17 protein-coding genes, 2 tRNA genes and 1 pseudogene are annotated in these 17,357 nt (G+C 68.7%); 4 read left to right on the top strand and 16 right to left on the bottom strand.

Features of this window, described 5'->3' with window-relative positions:
* Positions 1-133: 133 nt before the first annotated feature.
* On the top strand, positions 134-349 hold the full coding sequence (locus ACMCNO_RS09220) for a hypothetical protein (protein WP_412748983.1): 216 nt from the start codon (positions 134-136) through the stop codon (positions 347-349).
* A 276-nt stretch (positions 350-625) separates the two neighbouring features.
* Here the strand turns inward: ACMCNO_RS09220 and ACMCNO_RS09215 are convergent, their stop codons facing one another.
* From ACMCNO_RS09215 to ACMCNO_RS09185, 7 genes are all read right to left on the bottom strand, one after another.
* Entirely contained in the window at positions 626-1,423 is a 798-nt protein-coding gene (locus tag ACMCNO_RS09215; RefSeq protein ID WP_412748982.1) for a carbon-nitrogen hydrolase family protein, read from the bottom strand.
* Between the two features lie 175 nt (positions 1,424-1,598).
* Complete coding sequence (locus ACMCNO_RS09210; protein ID WP_412748981.1) at positions 1,599-2,240, bottom strand: GNAT family N-acetyltransferase; 642 nt, start codon at positions 2,238-2,240, stop codon at positions 1,599-1,601.
* An 8-nt stretch (positions 2,241-2,248) separates the two neighbouring features.
* Entirely contained in the window at positions 2,249-3,538 is a 1,290-nt protein-coding gene (gene clpX, locus ACMCNO_RS09205; protein ID WP_130511140.1) for an ATP-dependent Clp protease ATP-binding subunit ClpX, read from the bottom strand.
* Positions 3,539-3,748: 210 nt separating this feature from the next.
* Positions 3,749-4,411: an ATP-dependent Clp protease proteolytic subunit gene (locus ACMCNO_RS09200; protein WP_412748980.1), complete on the bottom strand. Its 663-nt coding sequence runs from the start codon at positions 4,409-4,411 to the stop codon at positions 3,749-3,751.
* Between the two features lie 11 nt (positions 4,412-4,422).
* The gene (locus ACMCNO_RS09195) at positions 4,423-5,055 is read right to left on the bottom strand and encodes an ATP-dependent Clp protease proteolytic subunit (RefSeq protein ID WP_130511138.1); all 633 of its coding nucleotides are present in this window, start codon (positions 5,053-5,055) and stop codon (positions 4,423-4,425) included.
* Between the two features lie 189 nt (positions 5,056-5,244).
* Positions 5,245-6,594, bottom strand: coding sequence for a trigger factor (gene tig, locus ACMCNO_RS09190; RefSeq protein WP_412748979.1), 1,350 nt, complete (start codon positions 6,592-6,594; stop codon positions 5,245-5,247).
* Positions 6,595-6,630: 36 nt separating this feature from the next.
* Positions 6,631-6,704: transfer RNA gene (locus tag ACMCNO_RS09185), tRNA-Pro, on the bottom strand.
* A gap of 128 nt (positions 6,705-6,832) precedes the next feature.
* On the opposite strand from ACMCNO_RS09185, the gene ACMCNO_RS09180 reads away from it, so the two are divergent.
* A tRNA-Gly gene (locus tag ACMCNO_RS09180) sits at positions 6,833-6,906 on the top strand.
* 534 nt (positions 6,907-7,440) lie between these two features.
* Here ACMCNO_RS09180 and ACMCNO_RS09175 read toward each other — a convergent pair.
* The gene (locus ACMCNO_RS09175) at positions 7,441-8,010 is read right to left on the bottom strand and encodes a hypothetical protein (RefSeq protein ID WP_412748978.1); all 570 of its coding nucleotides are present in this window, start codon (positions 8,008-8,010) and stop codon (positions 7,441-7,443) included.
* A 761-nt stretch (positions 8,011-8,771) separates the two neighbouring features.
* Entirely contained in the window at positions 8,772-9,437 is a 666-nt protein-coding gene (locus tag ACMCNO_RS09170) for a YdcF family protein (RefSeq protein ID WP_412748977.1), read from the bottom strand.
* A gap of 89 nt (positions 9,438-9,526) precedes the next feature.
* Here ACMCNO_RS09170 and ACMCNO_RS09165 point away from each other — a divergent pair, with 89 nt between their 5' ends.
* The gene (locus tag ACMCNO_RS09165; protein WP_412748976.1) at positions 9,527-10,285 is read left to right on the top strand and encodes an MBL fold metallo-hydrolase; all 759 of its coding nucleotides are present in this window, start codon (positions 9,527-9,529) and stop codon (positions 10,283-10,285) included.
* A 135-nt stretch (positions 10,286-10,420) separates the two neighbouring features.
* Here ACMCNO_RS09165 and ACMCNO_RS09160 read toward each other — a convergent pair whose 3' ends face one another.
* From ACMCNO_RS09160 to ACMCNO_RS09130, 7 genes are all read right to left on the bottom strand, one after another.
* Positions 10,421-11,293: an alpha/beta fold hydrolase gene (locus ACMCNO_RS09160; RefSeq protein WP_412748975.1), complete on the bottom strand. Its 873-nt coding sequence runs from the start codon at positions 11,291-11,293 to the stop codon at positions 10,421-10,423.
* Positions 11,294-11,326: 33 nt separating this feature from the next.
* Positions 11,327-11,821, bottom strand: coding sequence for an SRPBCC family protein (locus ACMCNO_RS09155; protein WP_412748974.1), 495 nt, complete (start codon positions 11,819-11,821; stop codon positions 11,327-11,329).
* A complete protein-coding gene (locus ACMCNO_RS09150) occupies positions 11,818-12,210 on the bottom strand; it encodes an ArsR/SmtB family transcription factor (protein WP_412748973.1) in 393 nt (130 codons plus the stop codon). Before ACMCNO_RS09150 ends, ACMCNO_RS09155 begins: the two co-directional genes overlap by 4 nt.
* Positions 12,211-12,314: 104 nt before the next feature.
* Positions 12,315-14,087, bottom strand: coding sequence for an adenylyl cyclase (locus tag ACMCNO_RS09145; protein ID WP_412753657.1), 1,773 nt, complete (start codon positions 14,085-14,087; stop codon positions 12,315-12,317).
* A gap of 343 nt (positions 14,088-14,430) precedes the next feature.
* A complete protein-coding gene (locus ACMCNO_RS09140) occupies positions 14,431-14,949 on the bottom strand; it encodes an SRPBCC domain-containing protein (RefSeq protein WP_412748972.1) in 519 nt (172 codons plus the stop codon).
* Positions 14,946-15,266: an ArsR/SmtB family transcription factor gene (locus ACMCNO_RS09135; RefSeq protein ID WP_412748971.1), complete on the bottom strand. Its 321-nt coding sequence runs from the start codon at positions 15,264-15,266 to the stop codon at positions 14,946-14,948. The genes ACMCNO_RS09140 and ACMCNO_RS09135 overlap by 4 nt, the downstream gene beginning before the upstream one ends.
* A 93-nt stretch (positions 15,267-15,359) precedes the next feature.
* Entirely contained in the window at positions 15,360-15,998 is a 639-nt protein-coding gene (locus tag ACMCNO_RS09130) for a DNA-directed RNA polymerase II (protein ID WP_412748970.1), read from the bottom strand.
* Between the two features lie 103 nt (positions 15,999-16,101).
* Between ACMCNO_RS09130 and ACMCNO_RS09125 the strand changes: the two are divergent.
* A pseudogene (locus ACMCNO_RS09125) lies at positions 16,102-17,333 on the top strand (GNAT family N-acetyltransferase).
* Positions 17,334-17,357 lie beyond the last annotated feature (24 nt).

Raw genomic sequence — 17,357 nt, 5'->3', positions numbered from 1 at the left:
CGGTCACTTTCGCGTCGTTCCGTCCGGTTCCCCGCGGGGCAGAGAGAAAGTTACGCGACCGCGGGGCGCAACGCAAATCGACACCGTCCACATCGGCACCACCGGCACCACAGTCCGTGCCACAGTTGCACGCATGCGCCCTCCCTCGCCGCACGCCGCCGAAGCGTTGACAGGTCTGCTACTGCCGTTCTGGCAGCTGGTGATCGGACTGTTCGTGCTGGCCACGGTGGTCGTGGCCGGGTATCGGCTGGTGCGGCGCGGTCCCTCTCGGATGGGCGGGGCAATGGTGCTCGTCGGCTGCGCAGTGGTCTGCGTCGCAGTCCTGAGCTATCTCGTCCAAACCCTGTGATGACAGGCCGGCCGCTGCCGAGCGCTCGCCAGGCGCCGTGCAACCCGCTGCGCCTGTTCCGCCGGAGTTATCCGCCCTGCCGCCAGGCTGTCCCTCACCGTCAGGATCCACTTCTCCCTCAGGATCCGCTTCACCGCTGCGGGTCCACACGAGCCAGGTGGGCCAGCCGTCCAGCCTGACGAGCGTGGCGGCCTCCACCTGGCCGCCACGGAGCCGCACCGGACCGAGCGGCTCGCACGGCGCACGACCACGGCCGCCAGGAAACGCGCCGGGCGGTTAGAGCCGGCGGTTCGCCAAGCTGGGTAGTTCGGTGCGGATCATCCGCAGGCGGTCCATGTCGAGATCGGCGGTGACAATACCCACCGCGTCCGGGGCCTGCGCCAGGATCGTTCCCCACGGGTCGACGATCATGCTTCGCCCGAAACAGGTACGGCCAGGCTCGTGGTCACCGATCTGTCCCGCCGCCACCACGTAGCACTGGTTCTCGATCGCGCGCGCCCGCAGCAGTACCTCCCAGTGGTCGCGGCCGGTGTGCATCATGAATGCGGCGGGCACCACGAGCACCTGCGCACCGCCATCGACGGCCAACCGACGGTAGAGCTCGGGAAAGCGCAGGTCGTAGCAGATGGAGAGGCCAGTGCGAACACCGGCGATGTCGGCCACGACGGTCTCGTCACCTGGTGCCACCGAGCTGGATTCCCGATAGGACACTCGCCCGGGGATTTCCACGTCATACAGGTGGATCTTCCGATAGCTCGCTGCCAGCCGACCCGACGGGTCGAAGACCATCGTCGTGTTGTAGGTACGCAGTTCGTCCGGTCCGGTCTCGTGGAAGGAGCCGGCGTGGATCCACATGCCGAGGTCGCTGGCGGCCGCGGCGAAGAACGATCCGACCTCGCCGTCCACGGGCTCCGGTTTGGGCGCCCCGTCTGTCGGCCCCAGATAGTCGACGTACTCGGGGAGGACGGCCACGTCGGCACCGGCTGCGGCCGCGCGGTCCAAGAGATCGCGGGCCACGGCAAGGTTGGTGGAACGGTTGTCGCGGGCGTTCAGCTGACAGACGGCGACGCGCATGTATGTCAGCGTACGGTCCCCGGCGGCCGTCGGCGATCAGGCATGCCGCGAAGGGTGTCCGCGACGCGCCAAGCTCAGACTCCCGGCCGGGATGCTCGGCGGCCAGTATGGCCCACGAACGGGGCGGCCCTAGCGAGCCGCCCGAGGACGGGGTCAGATGACCAGGGGCCGTGGGTCAGATGATCTGGGACGCCACGGGGGTCAGCAGAACCTCGGCCCCGATCGGGACGTACCCGGCGGCGAGGAACGCCCTGAGGCTGGCCACGTTGCCCGAGGCCACCTGGGCCCACGCGGGACGGCCGTCGGGCACGACGTGACGCGCGGCCGACGCCAGCGCCCGGCCCACGCCGCCGTTGCGCGCGTCCTCGTCCACCTCGACGGAGACCTCCCACCGGCCCGCCACGCCGCGGCCGACGACGACGCCGGGGCCAGTGCGCCAGACCTGGACATCGGAACGGTGCAGACGGGCCCGAACCGCCCGGGGGTGGGTGCTGTCAGGTGCGGGCTTCAGGTCGGTGGGCCGATCGCCGCCGCCGGGCGGGGCCATCAGAACCAGATCGGTGCTGCCCGCGACGAGCCGGAGGCGTTCCTCGAGGGCGCCGAGGAACTGCGGTCCGAGCGGGGCCGCCAGGTCGTGGCCGTCGGTGAAGGATTCCACGAACGGACGGTCGACATCCGCGGCGACAACGACGTGCCCAGGGAACGAGGCCACGGCCGCGATGTTCGGGGCCGGTGCCGGGACGACATCGAACCAGGGGTCGGCCGGGAGGCGTTCGTCGCGCTCGATCCGGGCGATGACTTCCGCAAGGTCGTACACGGCGAGGGTCAGGCCGACTTCTCCTCGCGCTCGCGACGGCGCCGGCCGACGAACTCGCGCGGAACGATCGTCGGGTTGACGTTCTCCAGCACGACCTCGCGGGTGATCACCACGCGGGCGGCATCGGGGTTGCTGGGCACCTCGTACATCACGGAGAGCAGAACCTCTTCCATGATCGCGCGCAGGCCACGGGCGCCGGTGCCGCGGAGCATCGCCTGGTCCGCGATCGCCTCGAGGGCACCCTCGTCGAATTCCAGCTCGACGCCGTCGAGCTCGAAGAGACGCTGGTACTGCTTGACATAGGCATTGCGCGGCTCGGTGAGGATCTTGATCAGGGCGGTCCGGTCCAGGTTGCGCACCGTGGTGATGACCGGAAGGCGGCCGATGAACTCCGGGATCAGGCCGAACTTCAGCATGTCCTCGGGCATGACCTTGCTGAAGATGTCGTCCGTGTTCCGCTCGGAGATCGAGCGCAGGTGGGCGCCGAAGCCGACCCCGCCCTGGCCGATGCGGGACTCGATGATCCGGTCCAGGCCCGCGAACGCACCGCCGACAATGAACAGCACGTTGGTGGTGTCGATCTGGATGAACTCCTGGTGCGGATGCTTGCGGCCGCCCTGAGGCGGAACGTTCGCGACCGTACCCTCAAGGATCTTGAGCAGTGCTTGCTGGACGCCCTCGCCGGAGACGTCGCGGGTGATCGACGGGTTCTCGCTCTTGCGGGCGATCTTGTCGACCTCGTCGATGTAGATGATCCCCTGCTCGGCGCGCTTGACGTCGTAGTCGGCGGCCTGGATGAGCTTGAGCAGGATGTTCTCGACGTCCTCGCCGACGTATCCGGCCTCCGTCAGCGCGGTGGCGTCCGCGATCGCGAACGGCACGTTGAGCATCCGGGCGAGCGTCTGCGCCAAGTGGGTCTTGCCGCACCCGGTGGGGCCGATGAGCATGATGTTGGACTTGGCCACCTCGACGTCGCTGCCCGCGCCGGGCGCTCCGGAGGACTCGGCCTGAATCCGCTTGTAGTGGTTGTACACCGCCACTGACAGGGCCTTCTTGGCCTGTTCCTGCCCGACGACGTAGTTGTCCAGGAACTGGCAGATCTCCATCGGCTTGGGAAGCTCTTCCCACTTCACCTCGCCGGTTTCGGCCAGTTCCTCCTCGATGATCTCGTTGCAGAGATCGATGCATTCATCGCAGATGTAGACACCAGGCCCTGCGATGAGCTTTTTAACCTGCTTCTGCGATTTTCCACAGAACGAGCACTTGAGTAGGTCGCCACCGTCACCGATCCGTGCCACCTACGTTCTCCCTGCGCTCATCGGCCGGCCCGCGCCGGCCCCTGGCCTGAGGACAAAACTGCCTCGGTACTAACTCATCGACTGCCGACCCGCGTTACTGAGGTTGCAGGCTCGACGTTACCCGTTGAGGGGCGGTTCTCCGACCCCCAAAACGGGCGTGTCAGGGGCCAGCCAGTGTAGCGCCTCTCACCGGCCCCCGACTTGCCGTGCTCAGCTGCCGACGCCGGCCGTCTGCAGGCTCTTCTTGCGGCTGACCAGGACCGTGTCGACCAGGCCGTATTCCTTGGTCTCGTCGGCCGTCATGATCTTGTCGCGGTCGATGTCCTTGCGGACCTTGTCGATCGTCTGGCCAGAGTGCCGGGAGATCATTTCTTCCAGCTGCGTCCGCATGCGCATGATCTCCCGGGCCTGGATCTCGATGTCCGAGCCCTGCCCGTAGCCGCCCTCGGTGGCCGGCTGGTGGATGATGATCCGCGAGTGGGGCAGCGCCATCCGCTTGCCGGGGGTGCCGGCGGCCAGCAGCACGGCCGCGGCGCTGGCCGCCTGACCGAGGCAGACCGTGATGATGTCCGGGCGGACGTACTGCATCGTGTCGTAGATGGCCGTCATGGCCGTGAACGAGCCGCCGGGAGAATTGATGTACATGGTGATGTCGCGGTCCGGGTCCGTGCTCTCCAGCGTGAGCAGCTGGGCCATCACGTCGTTGGCCGACGCGTCGTCCACCTGTACGCCGAGGAAGATGATCCGGTCCTCGAACATCTTGTTGTACGGGTTCGACTCCTTGACGCCGTACGAGGTGCGCTCGACGAACGAGGGCAGCACGTAGCGGTTGTGCACCGGAGCGAACCCGGGAGGCATGGTCAGGTCCGTCATTGCTCAGCTCCTCAGTTCAGCGTTCCGGCGCCCTCGGGGACCTGGGTGGCCCCGGTGATCACCTTGTCGATGAAGCCGTAATCCTGGGCCTCCTGCGCCGTGAACCAGCGGTCCCGGTCGGAGTCGGCCTCGATCGTCGCCTGGTCCTGGCCGGTGTGGAACGCCACCCGCTCCTGGAACATGCGCTTGGTGTACAACATCTGCTCCGCCTGGATGGCGATGTCGGCGGCGGTGCCGCCCATGCCGCCGGACGGCTGGTGCATCATGATGCGGGCGTGCGGCAGCGCGTACCGCTTGCCCTTGGCGCCGGCGCAGAGCAGCAGCTGGCCCATCGACGCGGCCATGCCCATGGCCACGGTGGCGACGTCGTTGTCGATGAACTGCATCGTGTCGTAGATCGCCATACCGGAGTAGACCGAGCCGCCGGGCGAGTTGATCCACAGGTTGATGTCCCGCTCGGGATCCTCCGCGGAGAGCAGCAGCAGCTGCGCGCAGATGCGGTTGGCGACCTGGTCGGTCACCTCGCTACCGAGGAAGATGATCCGCTCGCGGAGCAGACGGTTGTAGACCGAGTCGTCGAGGTTGCCACTGATGGAGTCGCCTCCCCGCAGGAGGGGACTCGCCGGGAAGTGCAGATCGCTCATGGCAGCCCTTCGCAGCTGACTGTGCCGGCCCGGACTTCGCAGCCGGCAGGTTGTCCGTCGTACGACCAACCTAACCGGTCCCCCGCGCGGGGGCTTCCCGCTCGGGCAGGTGTTCGCTGACAGCGCACGGCTCCGGCCCGTACGGACAGAAGCGGGCCGGCCCCGACGGCCCGGCCCGCTTCCGCACCGTCAGTGGTCGTGACCGGCGTGCTCGTCCTCGCCCTCCGCGCGCAGGTCGTCGAGCGTGAGGGTGTTGCCCTCGCTGTCCTTCATCGTGACCCGCTCCATGACCGACGCGAGGGCCTTTCCGCGACGCACATCGCCGAAGACGGCCGCCGCAGCGCCCGACTGCACGAGCTGGTCGTAGTACTGCTGCGGCTGCATCTGGGCGCGCTGCGCGCGGTGCACGATCTCGTGGCCGAACTCGTCGTCGGAGACCTGCACGTCCTCGGCGTCCGCGATGGTGTCCAGCAGGAGCTGGATCTTGACACCCTCGGTGGCGGCCTCGGTCAGCTCCTCGTCGATCTGCTCCTCGGTCTTCTCCTCCGAGGCCAGGTAGTCCGCCAGGCTGGCGCCGATCCGCTCGAGCTGGTCGGTCATGGCCTGCTTGCGGCCCTCGACCTCCTCCTTCACGATGCCCTCGGGCGCCGGGATGGCGGCGGCCTCGACGAGCTGCTTGAGCGCCTCGTCGCGGGCGGCGTAGATCTGCTCGACCTTCTTGACCTTGGCGAGCCGCGTCTGCAGGTCGTTTCGCAGCTCCTCCAGCGTGTCGAACTCGCTGGCCAGCTGGGCGAACTCGTCGTCGATCTCGGGCAGCTGCTTGTCCTTCACCGTACGGACGGTGACGCGCACCTCGGCGTCGCGCCCGGCGTAGTCGCCACCCACGAGCTGGGTGGTGAAGGTGTTCTCCTCCTCAGCCGACATGCCGACCAGCACCTCGTCCAGGCCCGGCAGCAGCTGCTTGCTGCCCACCTCGTGCGAGATGTTCGTCGCGCTGCCGCCCGGGACCTCTTCGCCGTCCACGGTCGCCGCCAGGTCGAGCTGGACGTAGTCGCCCTCGGCGGCGGCGCGCTCCACGGTCTTGAGCGTGGCGAAGCGCTCCCGCAGGCCCTTGATCTGCTCGTCGACATCGGCGTCGGCGATCTCGACGGCCGGCACGGTCACAGTGATGGTCGACAGGTCCGGGACCGTGATCTCCGGGCGGACGTCCACCTCGGCGGTGAACTTCAGCGGGTTGCCGTCGGTGAACTCGGTGATCTCCACCTCGGGGCGGCCCAGCGTCTTGACCTCGTGCTCCTGGACCGCGGCGAGGATCTGCTGTGGGATCGCCTCCTGCACGGCCTCGTTGAGGACGGCTCCGCGGCCGACCCGCTGGTCGATGACCGCGGCGGGCACCTTGCCGCGCCGGAAGCCAGGCACCTGCACCTGAGAGCCGATCTCCCGGTACGCCTTCTGCAGGCTCGGCTTGAGCTCCTCGAACGGCACCTCGATGGCGAGCCGCACCCGGGTCGGGCTCAGGGTCTCGACGGTGCTCTTCACAGGCGTACTCCTTGTTGCTTGCGAGGTTGGTGGCAGTCGGGGTGGCGGGATTTGAACCCACGGCCCCTCGCTCCCAAAGCGAGTGCGCTACCAAGCTGCGCCACACCCCGTGGCGCCGTCAGTGTATGCGGTCGCTCCAGGGGCGTGTGCCGTGGAGTCACCCCCACCCGGCGATCCGGTTCGCGCGACGGGCGCGCGTTCAGTACCCTGGTGCGCGGTCCCCGGGCAACCGGGGCTCGCGGGCGTAGCTCAATGGTAGAGTCTCAGTCTTCCAAACTGATTACGCGGGTTCGATTCCCGTCGCCCGCTCCACAGCGTAACGGCCCAGGTCAGAGGCAGGTTCTCCGACCCGGGCCGTTCGTGTTGGTTGAGCTCTTCGCCGCGTTGGTGCCCGGTACGTGCCCGATCCAATTCGGCTTCGAGGCGGGCGCTGAGCGCATCGGCGATGGCCTTGTCGTGCTGCTTGGTGGCGTGCGTGTAGATGCCCGAGGATGAGCCAGAGTGGGCCGAATTCATCGACGCACCGCACCTGTTCGGAGAAGCAGCCCACTGCTTCCGGCGACCTGGGTCAGGTCCGTCAGATTGACCGCTTCGCGGCTGAATCCACCGAAGGGGCAGCCGATGGGGTCGTGCTCGGAGGGTGCCCTGGTGCATCGCCACCGTCCGCGACCTTCAGCCACGCCGCACGAGGTACGACGGTTCGACGCCCGTGCACTCGAACTCCTCGGGCCCGCCGTAAAGATGTGACCGACGTTCGGTCTGCGGTGGGTGTCAGAACCCAGGCAGGGACCGTCACCCCGCAATGCCGCGGTGCCGGGCGCTCCCGTGGCCGTACCCGGATCAGTGCTATTTCATGATTGCTGAAACCTCAAAGAAGATCGTTCTCGCAAATTGAAATGCAACAAGATTGATGCCCCACAAGAGGATGAAGGGAATTAGCTTGCGAACTACCGCACCATCGGAATAGCGCTTGAGCCACTCTACGTGCCGTGCAAGTGTGGCGGCCGCCTCGTTTACGGGGGCGAAAGAATACTTCCATGCCGTCCCGACGAACATGAGCGTGAGCATCGTGACGATGTTGCCTACGTCGCTCAGGCAATCCGTGAAGTCCGCCTGACCTGCATTCCCTCCAGGCGCCTGGAGCAATACCGGAGCGACGCGCAAACCGACCAGGGCGCCAAGCGCCGCCCCGATGCCTGCGCGGTTCAGGACGGCGGCCACGAACTTCTTATTCGCCTCGCTCGCGCCACCGATGAGCAAGCAATAGGCGAACACGGTCAGAGTGCCGTAAGACAGGAAGGTGAAGCCTGCCAGTAGCCATGGGATCGCTTGCCGCGCAGGACCACCCACGGAAGTTGGATCCACAATGGCTCGAGGCCAAGGCAAGGCCATCGACATAACGGCGAATGCCAGCACGTACGTTAGTTTCCCCGGGTGGGTCGCCCTCTCAATAATGCGGTCGAAAACCTGGGTGTCGGTGAGGCGATCCTCGGTGGAGGACCTAGAGTGATTAGAGTTTCCTGCGGCCGACGCCAGGTCCGTCCGAGCCTTCGAGGACGTCGCTCGCGTATTCGAAGGATTGTCCACACGGCCTCGCCCATTGGAACCGTGCTTCCGGCCTTGGCGGCTCCCGCCCTGTTTAGCCATGGCGCATTACTCCTAGAGTTCGGGTACGCAAACAAATTGCTGATGAAATGACACCGAAGGCGCAGCTTCCGATCATTAATTTGCCTCAGCGGCGGGAACCGAACAGGGGCGAGGTCAATTGAACACCACGTGTCAAGTCGCGCGGAGCTCACGTGCTGGAGAGATGCTGCCGAGAACAGTTGCGCTCTTCAGGCAATTCGCGCGCATCTCGCATATCGCAAATCCCCGTGAGAACTTTCTGTGCGTCCTAGATGCGCTCGAACCGGGCCGCCGACGCCGGACCTCTGGGATGGCGGCACCGGCACTCGCGGACCGCCCGCAGGCCGGGTCCGGGATACCGCCGGTGACCTGGGCCGTTCCGCTGTGGACCGGGCGACGGGAATCGAACCCGCCTGATCAGGTTGGGCTGCCGGCGCGGCGGTACGCGAAGTACCCACCCTGAGATCCCATCGTTGGATCAGCGCACGCCCTCTGGTGACGCTCACTCGATGCGCCACCACTGGAGCCGGCCGCGACAGAACCGGGCCGGATCAGGGATTCTGCAAGGGCAGCGACGACACCAACCCGCGGCGCGAACCGGATTCGTCGTCACACTCAGTTGCCAGCCGTGTCCAGCCATTTCCGTCTCGCCGTAGTGCGGGAAGGTCTCCACGATCGAGGAGATCCTTAAGGTGCCGGTACTCGCGTTCGATGCGGCCGTGGTCCGTACTGGACGCCCAGGTTGCCCGGCTGTAGCGCCCGCCGTCGGCCCGGGCGGGCGGATCCCAGGTTAGGGAGTAGATGCGCTCGACGCTGGGCAGGCCCGCGGCAAGCACGTGCAACGCGCGGCGGTGCCACCATTTCACGATCGCGACGACCGTGCGCACCTGTCCCAGACGGTCCTCGATGAGTGGCCGAGCGAAGGCCACATTTTCGACCGTGGTCCTCGACTCTCGTTCGATCAGCATCCGCTCGGGGGCGATACCTGCCTCCTGTAGCAGCCGGGCGTGGACCTCGCTCTCGACATGCTCGGGAATGCGCCGGTTGGGACCGCCGGTGAGCACCACCACCGGCGCCAACCCGTTTCGCAACAGGGCGGCGGTAGGCGCCACGGGCTCGGGCAACGTTGAGCCGAAGAGGATTGCCACGTCGGCCCTCGCCAGCCCCGGCGCGGTCGCATCGACAAGGTCCGTGATCTGCGCAACGGTCGCGGTCATGTCGGGCACGGTACCGATCGGCGACAATTTGTCGCCGTCCCACCGGGCAGTTGCTCGCGCCGTACGGCGATACCTGACAGATTGAATCGGTGCTGAATCAGGTGGCCGACGGCGTATGGGTCCGGCAGAGCGAATGGGTCTGGAGCAATGCCATCGTGGTGCGCGGGGAGGACGGGCTGATCCTGGTCGATCCCGGCATCGACGGTTCCGATCTGAACCAACTCGCCGATGACGTGGAACGGCTGGGCATTCCGGTGGTCGCCGGGTTTTCGACCCATCCCCACTGGGACCACCTGCTCTGGCATTCCCGGTTCGGCGACGTCCCGCGCTATGCCACCCCCGCCGCCGCCCAGGCTGCTGGTGAAGCCCGGGAGCGCGCGCAGAAGATGGCGGCAGAGAGCGCCTCGGGCATCCCTTCCGAGCTGATCGGGCTCCTCACCCCGCTGCCCGTGGACGGCGAGCCTGTGCCGGGCGAGATCCTCGAGCATCAGGCGCACGCCGTCGGCCACGCCGCGGTCCTGCTCGCGGACCGCGGCGTCCTGCTCGCCGGCGACATGCTCTCCGACGTCCTGATCCCGCTCCTCGACCCACGCCGCCCCGATCAGGTGGCCGCCTATGAGAGGGCGCTGGAGCGGCTGGGCGAGGCTGCCCGGCACATCGACGTCCTGGTCCCCGGCCATGGGGCCGTAGCCGAGGGGCCCGAGGTGGCGGCCCGCCTGGCCGCCGATCATGCCTACCTCGACGCGCTGCGGCGAGGAGTGGAACCGGTCGACGCGCGTCTCGATCAGGACTGGCTCTCCGGCCCCCACCAGTCGAACCTGGAGCAGGCCCGACACACATCCGGATGAGCTTCGGGCTCACCCGTTCATGGACAGCGACACCGCGACGGCGGTGGCCGCGATCAACAGCAGAGCCGCGACCACCGCGGTGACGATCCCGGCGACACGGCACGGCCGCTACCGGCGAACGCGCGGTCGCCCGGCTCAGCCCGGCCCGGTGAGGGCCCGGCGCAGGGTGACGGCGAACGCCTCCGGGTCGCCCGGCACCGGGGAATCGGGACCGAGGAACCCGCCGTGATGGCTGGGGAACGTGACCGCCGTCGTGCCGAGCAGGTCCGCGACGGCCAGCCCGCCCCGGTGCGCCATTTCGCCCTCCGTTTCCGCGCCGACACCGACCACGATGCGGGTCGGGGCGGCGCGCAGGGCGGCGACATCGGGCACGAACCCCGTACAGGTCAGCAGATTCTGGCCGAGCAGCGGGTCGTCGCGGGTCCCGTCGTCGTCACTCGGCAGTCCGAACTCCGCCGGGTCCGGGGCGGGCTGCTCGGCGAACTCCGCCGGCACCTCGCCGTGGATCCTGGTGAACGCGATGAACTTCGCCATCCCGGGGCCGAAGCCGTCCCGCTCGTACGTCCGGCGGATGTCCACCAGCGCCGCCAGTGCCGGCTCGCGATCGGGCAGGACCACCGCCGTGGGCGGCTCGTGCGCCACCAGCGTGCGCACTTCGCCGGGATGCCGCGCCACCAGCGCGAGCGCGTTGACCGCGCCGCCGCTGCTGCCGAAGACGTCCACCGGACCGCCGCCGAGCGCGGCGATCAGCCGGTGCAGGTCGTCGGCATGCTGCTCGGGCGTTACCTCGCCCCCGGCCTCAGCGCGCTCGCTGCGCCCGGCACCCCGAGGGTCGTAGGTGATCACCGTACGGTCTCCGAAGTGCTCGGCGAGGCTGGCGAACCCGCTGGCGGTCAGCGGCGATCCGACCATCAGCAGGGCCGGGCCCGGTTCGGCCCCGGCCTCCCGGACGTCGTAGTGCAACACGGCGCCGGGAGCGTCGAGGGTGTGGCTCTTCGGCTCGCTCAACGGGGTCTGCTCCTTCCGGGGGCGGCGCCGCTCTCAGCGCGTCGCCCGCCCCAGTACGTCGTCGATCTGGCCCATGGCCAGGCGCATGCCTTCTTCCATGCCCATGGCCAACATCTTCTCCAACTGCTCCGAGCTGACGAAGGTGGTGACCGTTGTCATGCGTGTGCCTTGACCTGCGGTCTCGATCGTCACGACGGTGTGCGTGGCGTCGGAGAGGTCCACGGGTTCGCCGTCGTCGCCCGCGAAGCCGTCGTCGAACTCCAGCCGGTGCGGTGCCTCGATGGCGGTGATGCTCCACCAGCCCCGCGCCTTCTGCCCCTCGGGGCCGGTCATGTAGTAGCGGGACTGTCCACCGGCTACGAACTCGTGCCGGTCGAAGGTGGCCGGCCAGGTCGGCGGCCCCCACCACCGCTCCAGCTGGCGCGGGTCCTGCCATACCTGCCACACCCGGTCGACGCCCGCGTCGAACTCGGCGACGAAGGTGAGCGTCAAGGCCTCGACATTCTTGTGTGTGCTGATCACGGTCACGGGTTGGTTCCCTTCTCGATCTTCGGCACTGCTCGGTCTTCGGCCAGGATCTTCTCGATGCCGTGGGCGCGGTGCCGCCACAGCTCCTCGAAACGGTCGAGGAGTTGGGCGGCCCGGCGAAGCGCGGCCATGTCGACGTGCACGACCTGCTCCCTTCCTCGCCTCTGCTTGACCACGAGGGCGGCCCGTTCCAACACCACCACGTGCTTCTGTACGGCCGCGAGACTCATCGGGTAGTGCCGGGCCAGCGCGGAGACGGACTGTTCCGCGCGGATCACCCGGGCGAGGATGTCGCGCCGGGTGGTGTCGGCCAGGGCGTGGAAGATGCGGTCGGCCTGGCCCTGATCGACACCGCCGCCCATCGACACCGCCACCCCATCTACAACCATATGGTTGCAGGTTAGCCCCCTCCACAGCCACACACAAGCACCGGACGGAGCAACGCCGAAGGGCCGGAGCTGTCGCAGCTCCGGCCCTTCGTTCTCAGGTCCGGTTATGGGGCCGGGTAGTCCGCGACGTACACCGGCTGCCCGATCTTCGTGGTGTCGGCCGGGCCGCCGACGCCGTTGACCACGTGGTCGATCGTGCCCGCACTGAGATTGACCGTCATGACATGGTGCAACTTCACGCCCGGGCGGTCGGGTACCTCGAAGCCGTTCTCGGTGTGGATCGACGGGTTGTTCTGGTTGAAGACGTACACCCCGGCGCCGTAGAGCCGGTGGGTCTTCACCCGCTTGCCGACCTTGTATCCGGCGTACCCCTCGACGGTGCCGTTCATCCAGTCCGCCTGCGTCGGCGGGTCGTACGGCAGCTCGTTCTGGTACAGCACCGTGGTGCCCTGCTCGCCGTTCCACACCGTGTTGTACTGCTGGAAATGCTCGACGAACAGGCCGGTCGCGGTCACGTCGGCGCCGTTGACCACGACACCGGTACGCCCGATGTTGGTGTGCCAGCGCTGGGTGTCGGTGAGGCCCTCGACCCCGTGGTCGGCCCGCCACACCCAGGTGTGGTCGATGAGCACGTTGTCGCTGTTGATCTCCAGCGCGGTGTCCACCCTGCCGATGTGCGGCCCGCCGACCCGGAAGTACACGTCGGACAGGGTCGTCGGATCGGCCACGCTGCTCCAGCCGTGCCCGCCGCGGCGCCCGACCCGCAGCAGCAGGGGCGACTCCTGGGTGCCCGCGTCGATCGTGACCCCGGCGACGATCGCGCCGGGCACGTCCGCGACCGTCAGCGGCACCGCGCCGCCGACCGCGGTGAGGGTGGCGTGGCCCAGCCCCAGGACGACCGTGTCGGGACGCTTGACCTCGATGCTGCGGGCGACGTCGTAGATCCCCGGCGTCAGCAGCAGGTGCTTGCCCCGGGCGAGCTCACGGTTGATCCGCTGCACGGAGTCGGACGGCCGGGCCACGAAGAAGTCGCTGAGCGGCAGCGTGTACCCGGCGGTCTGACCGGTGGCCCAGGAGACCCCCGACGTGTTGCGCCGGGCCGACGGCACCCGGACCTGGTACCGGCCCTTGCCGTCGACGAACAGGTACGGCTTCTCCCGGCTGACCGGGGTGGCCTCGAGCGCCGTGTACGGCGGGTTCGGGAACCCCGCCTCCGCGGGCGCACCGACCACGCCGGAGAAGACCTGGTTCCAGACCCCGTTGGACCAGCCGCCCACCTCGCTGTTCCGGGTGATCCACTGCTGCTGGGAGCCGCTGACCACGAACGGCAGCCGGGAGTCGGCGATGAAGCCGCCGCTGGCGTACTGCGGGCCGGCGGTGCAGTAGTCCATCAGCGACAGGTTCGCGCCGGTGATGTTGAGGCGGCGCAGCGACACCGCCTGGGACACGGCCCAGAAGTTCGCCGACCCGCGGCAGCCGTCCTGACCGGCAGTGTGCACATTGATCGTCAGGTTCGACAGGGTGCGCCAGAAGTTGTTCAGGGCGAGGCAGTTGCTCGTGCCGTTCTCGAGGCACCGGTTGTAGACCTCGACCTTGCCGTTGATCACCACGTCCGTGGGTGCCGCGCCCAGACCGGCGATCTCGGTGTAGTACCCGACCTTGACCTGCAGCGGGTGCTCCGCGGTGCCGTACGTGCCGGGCTTGAAGAGGAACGCGTACCGGGCCGTACCCATCTCGTTGTCGACCTGCTTGGTGGAGGCGGCGTCGAGGGCGGCCTGGATGTCGGCGACCGGCATGGCGGGGTCGAAGACGGTGACGTTGGGGCCGAGCCCGGGCGGGCCCGCGGGTGCCGCCCCGGCGGCGGCGGGGCCGGTCATCACGGCGGTGACGGTGAGAATGAGGCTCAGGGCCAGCCAGCGGCCGGGGTGTCGGCCGCCGGGCCGCCCCGCCTCGAGATCTGCGTGCCCATGGCGGTGGGTCGTCATGCGATGCAATCCCCTCGGTAACAAGCCCGTAATGAGTTGCATCACAGCAAAGCAGCTGGACGGCCCGGGCCGTCAAGAGATGGGCATGGATAGCAGACGGTCGGCCAATCGAGAGAAGCCACTGGTGCAACCGGTTCCGGGAAAACGCTCTCCGAACTACGGAAGCGGTTCCGGGACCGGGGGCGACGACGAGGACTCCGCCGCCGCCGCCCCTGGCCGCGCACCCCGGCCGGGCTCAGCCGGCGAAGGGGGAACCCGTCTCCAGCAGCGTCTTGAGGTCGCTGAGGATCCAGGCCCAGCCGCCGCCGGCGGCACCGTCCTCGGTGCTCGCGACCATCGTGGCCGTCGCCGGGGCCCCGGGCAGCTCGTGGGTCAGCGTGAGCCGGCAGACCCCGGGCTGGGTCTTGGTCTCCTCGATCTCGTATGTGAGACGGGTGAACGGCTCGGCGGCGGTGGTCGGGTCCATGAGCATCCGCCAGGTCTGCACGAGCCGCCGGGGCGGGTCGCACTCGATCACCTCGCCGTCGATGATCGTGTCGGGCAGGTCGAAGCCCTGCGCGGCGGCGTACTCCTTCATGTCCTTGCTGGCGGCCGCATGGAAGGAGCCGCCCGGCTTCAGGTCGAAGAAGCTCTGCGCCTGGTAGGCGTACCGGCCGTTCCAGTCCGGATCGGTGATGGCGGCCCAGATCCGCTCGGGGGTCGCCTTGATCCAGACCCGGTAGACCTGGGTGGTGGTGACGGTTTCGGTCGTCATGATTCTTCCTCCAGCGCGTTCTTGAGATCGACGAGCGCCGCCACGTGACGCTCGGTGTACTTGTCGATCCACCGGTCGTGGATCAGCCGGATGGGCACGGGGTTGAGGTAGTGCAGCTTTTCCCGGCCGGAGCGGCGCACGACGACGAGACCGGCCTCTTCCAGCACCTTGAGGTGCTTGGCCACGCCGAATCGCGTCATCTCCAGCTCGGACTCCAGCTCGGTGAGCGTGCGGCCCTCGCGTGCGAACAGCAGGTCGAGCAGGAAACGACGGGTGGAGTCGGCCAAGGCTTTGAATACCCGGTCGTCGTCCGTCATGACGCAAAGTTATGTGACCAAATGGTCACATGTCAAGCCGGAGAAAACCCCTCGGGAGTCGTCCCGAGGGGTTTCGAGCTTGGTGGAGCGGGGTCAGCCGAAGAGACCCACGACCCAGTGGTAGCTGCGCATCACCCAGGCCGTCTGCTGCAGATGCGCGAAGCCCACCCCGACCAGGAACAGGCCCGCCACCAGGTGCGACCCCTTCGCGGTCCGCCGCACCCGGCCGAACTGCCGTTCCAGCACCAGGCGGCCGACGAAGCGCGACAGCGCGAACAGGCCCGCCGCCACCACCACGCAGAGCAGGAAGATGATGATCGGCCCGGTCAGCGTGCCGCTGGTCGAGATCGCCCAGATCCCCCAGCACACGAACGCCCACAGCAGGGCCGCGGTGCTCCACTCGCTGCCCCGGCGCAGTTGCTGGACATGCCAGCCGAGGGAGTGCCGCTCGCGCGGCGCCGCGGCACCCGGCCAGCCCGTGCCGGTGGCCTCATGGTCGGCGAACTGCCGGGTCCGCGGATTCGGGTTCACCTGCGCACGGCCCCGCGAGAAGGGCTGCGCCTCGGCGTGCACCGGGAACTGTCCCGGCGACGCGCCGGCCTGGCCCTGCACGGCCGTCGGTTCACCCGGCGCGGCGGGCGGAGGCGGCTGCGGCACCGTGGGCGGCTCCGCCCAAGGGTCCTGCGGCGGCATGTCGAGCGTCCGTTCCGACCACCGTGGCTGGTCCGGCATCGTGCTCCTCCCCCGGGTCAAGCGGATCGTCAGTGCTGCCATCGAGAGTAACGAGCCCGCAAACAGCTCGCCGCCACGCGCCCCGTCGGCTACACAGAACCCCATGGACTCCTCGGAGATTCAGCTCAGGACCGGCGGCGCCGACGACTGGGCCGCCATCGCGGACATGGTCGGCCAGGCCTTCCACCAACCTCACGACCAGGCGATGCGCGACATCGAAGGTGCGGTGTTCGAGCCGGAACGCGCGCTGGTCGCCGACGACGCGGGGGTCGTCGTGGGGCACGCGGCCGCGTACACCCGTGAGCTGACCGTGCCCGGCGCGGTCATCCCGGCCGCGCACGTCACCCAGGTCGGCGTGGCACCGACCCACCGGCGCCGCGGCCTGCTCACCCGCATGATGCGCCGCCAGCTCGGCGAGATCGCCGCCGCCGGGCGCGAGGCCGTCGCGGTGCTGTGGGCCAGCGAAGGCAAGATCTACCCCAGATTCGGGTACGGCCTGGCGTCGCAGCACCTGCACCTCGACGTCATGACCCGCGAGATCCGCCTCACCGACCCGGCACCGGCTCCTCCCGGCGAGGCCACCCGGCTGCGACTCGTCCAGCCGGGAGAGGCCGTCGCCGACCTGGCCAAGGTGTACGAGCAGCTGCGCCCCGAACGCCCCGGCTGGTCCAGCCGCGACGACCGCTGGTGGCAGTACGTCCTCGCCGACGCGGAATCCCTGCGCCGTGGCGCGACCGCGCTGCACGGGGTGGTGCACGACACCCCCGGCGGCCCCACCGGGTACGCCCTGTGGCGCGGAGTGCCCCACTGGGACAGGCACGGCCCGGACGGCGAGGTGCGGATCCGTGAGGTGGCCGCCACCTACGCGACGCTGTGGCGTTTCCTGCTCTCCATCGACCTCACCCGCAATGCGACGGCCGAATTCCGCCCTCTCGACGAGCCGCTGCAGCACCTCGTCGACGAGCCCCGCCGCCTCGGCACCCGGATCTCGGACGGACTCTGGATCCGCCTGGTCGACCTGCCCCGCGCCCTGGCGGCCCGCCGGTACGCCACGGACGTCGACGTGTGATCGAGGTGACCGACGCCCTGCTGGCGACCAACACCGGCCGCTGGCGCCTCACCGCGGGTCCCGCCGGCGCCACCTGCACCCCCACCACCGACCCGGCCGACCTGTCCTGCACCGTGCTGGAGCTGGGCGCCGCGTACCTGGGCGGGACGTCGCTGACCGCCCTGGAGGCGGCGGGGCGGGTGCGGGAACTGACCCCGGGCGCGTTGGCGGCCGCGTCGACCGCGTTCGGCTGGCACCGGCAGCCGCATCCCACCGAGGTGTTCTGACGGCCGTCCGCGGCGGTAGGTTCG

Source organism: Krasilnikovia sp. M28-CT-15 (assembly GCF_047159595.1).
Taxonomy (GTDB): domain Bacteria; phylum Actinomycetota; class Actinomycetes; order Mycobacteriales; family Micromonosporaceae; genus Actinoplanes.
This window is presented reverse-complemented; position numbering and strand designations above follow the sequence as displayed.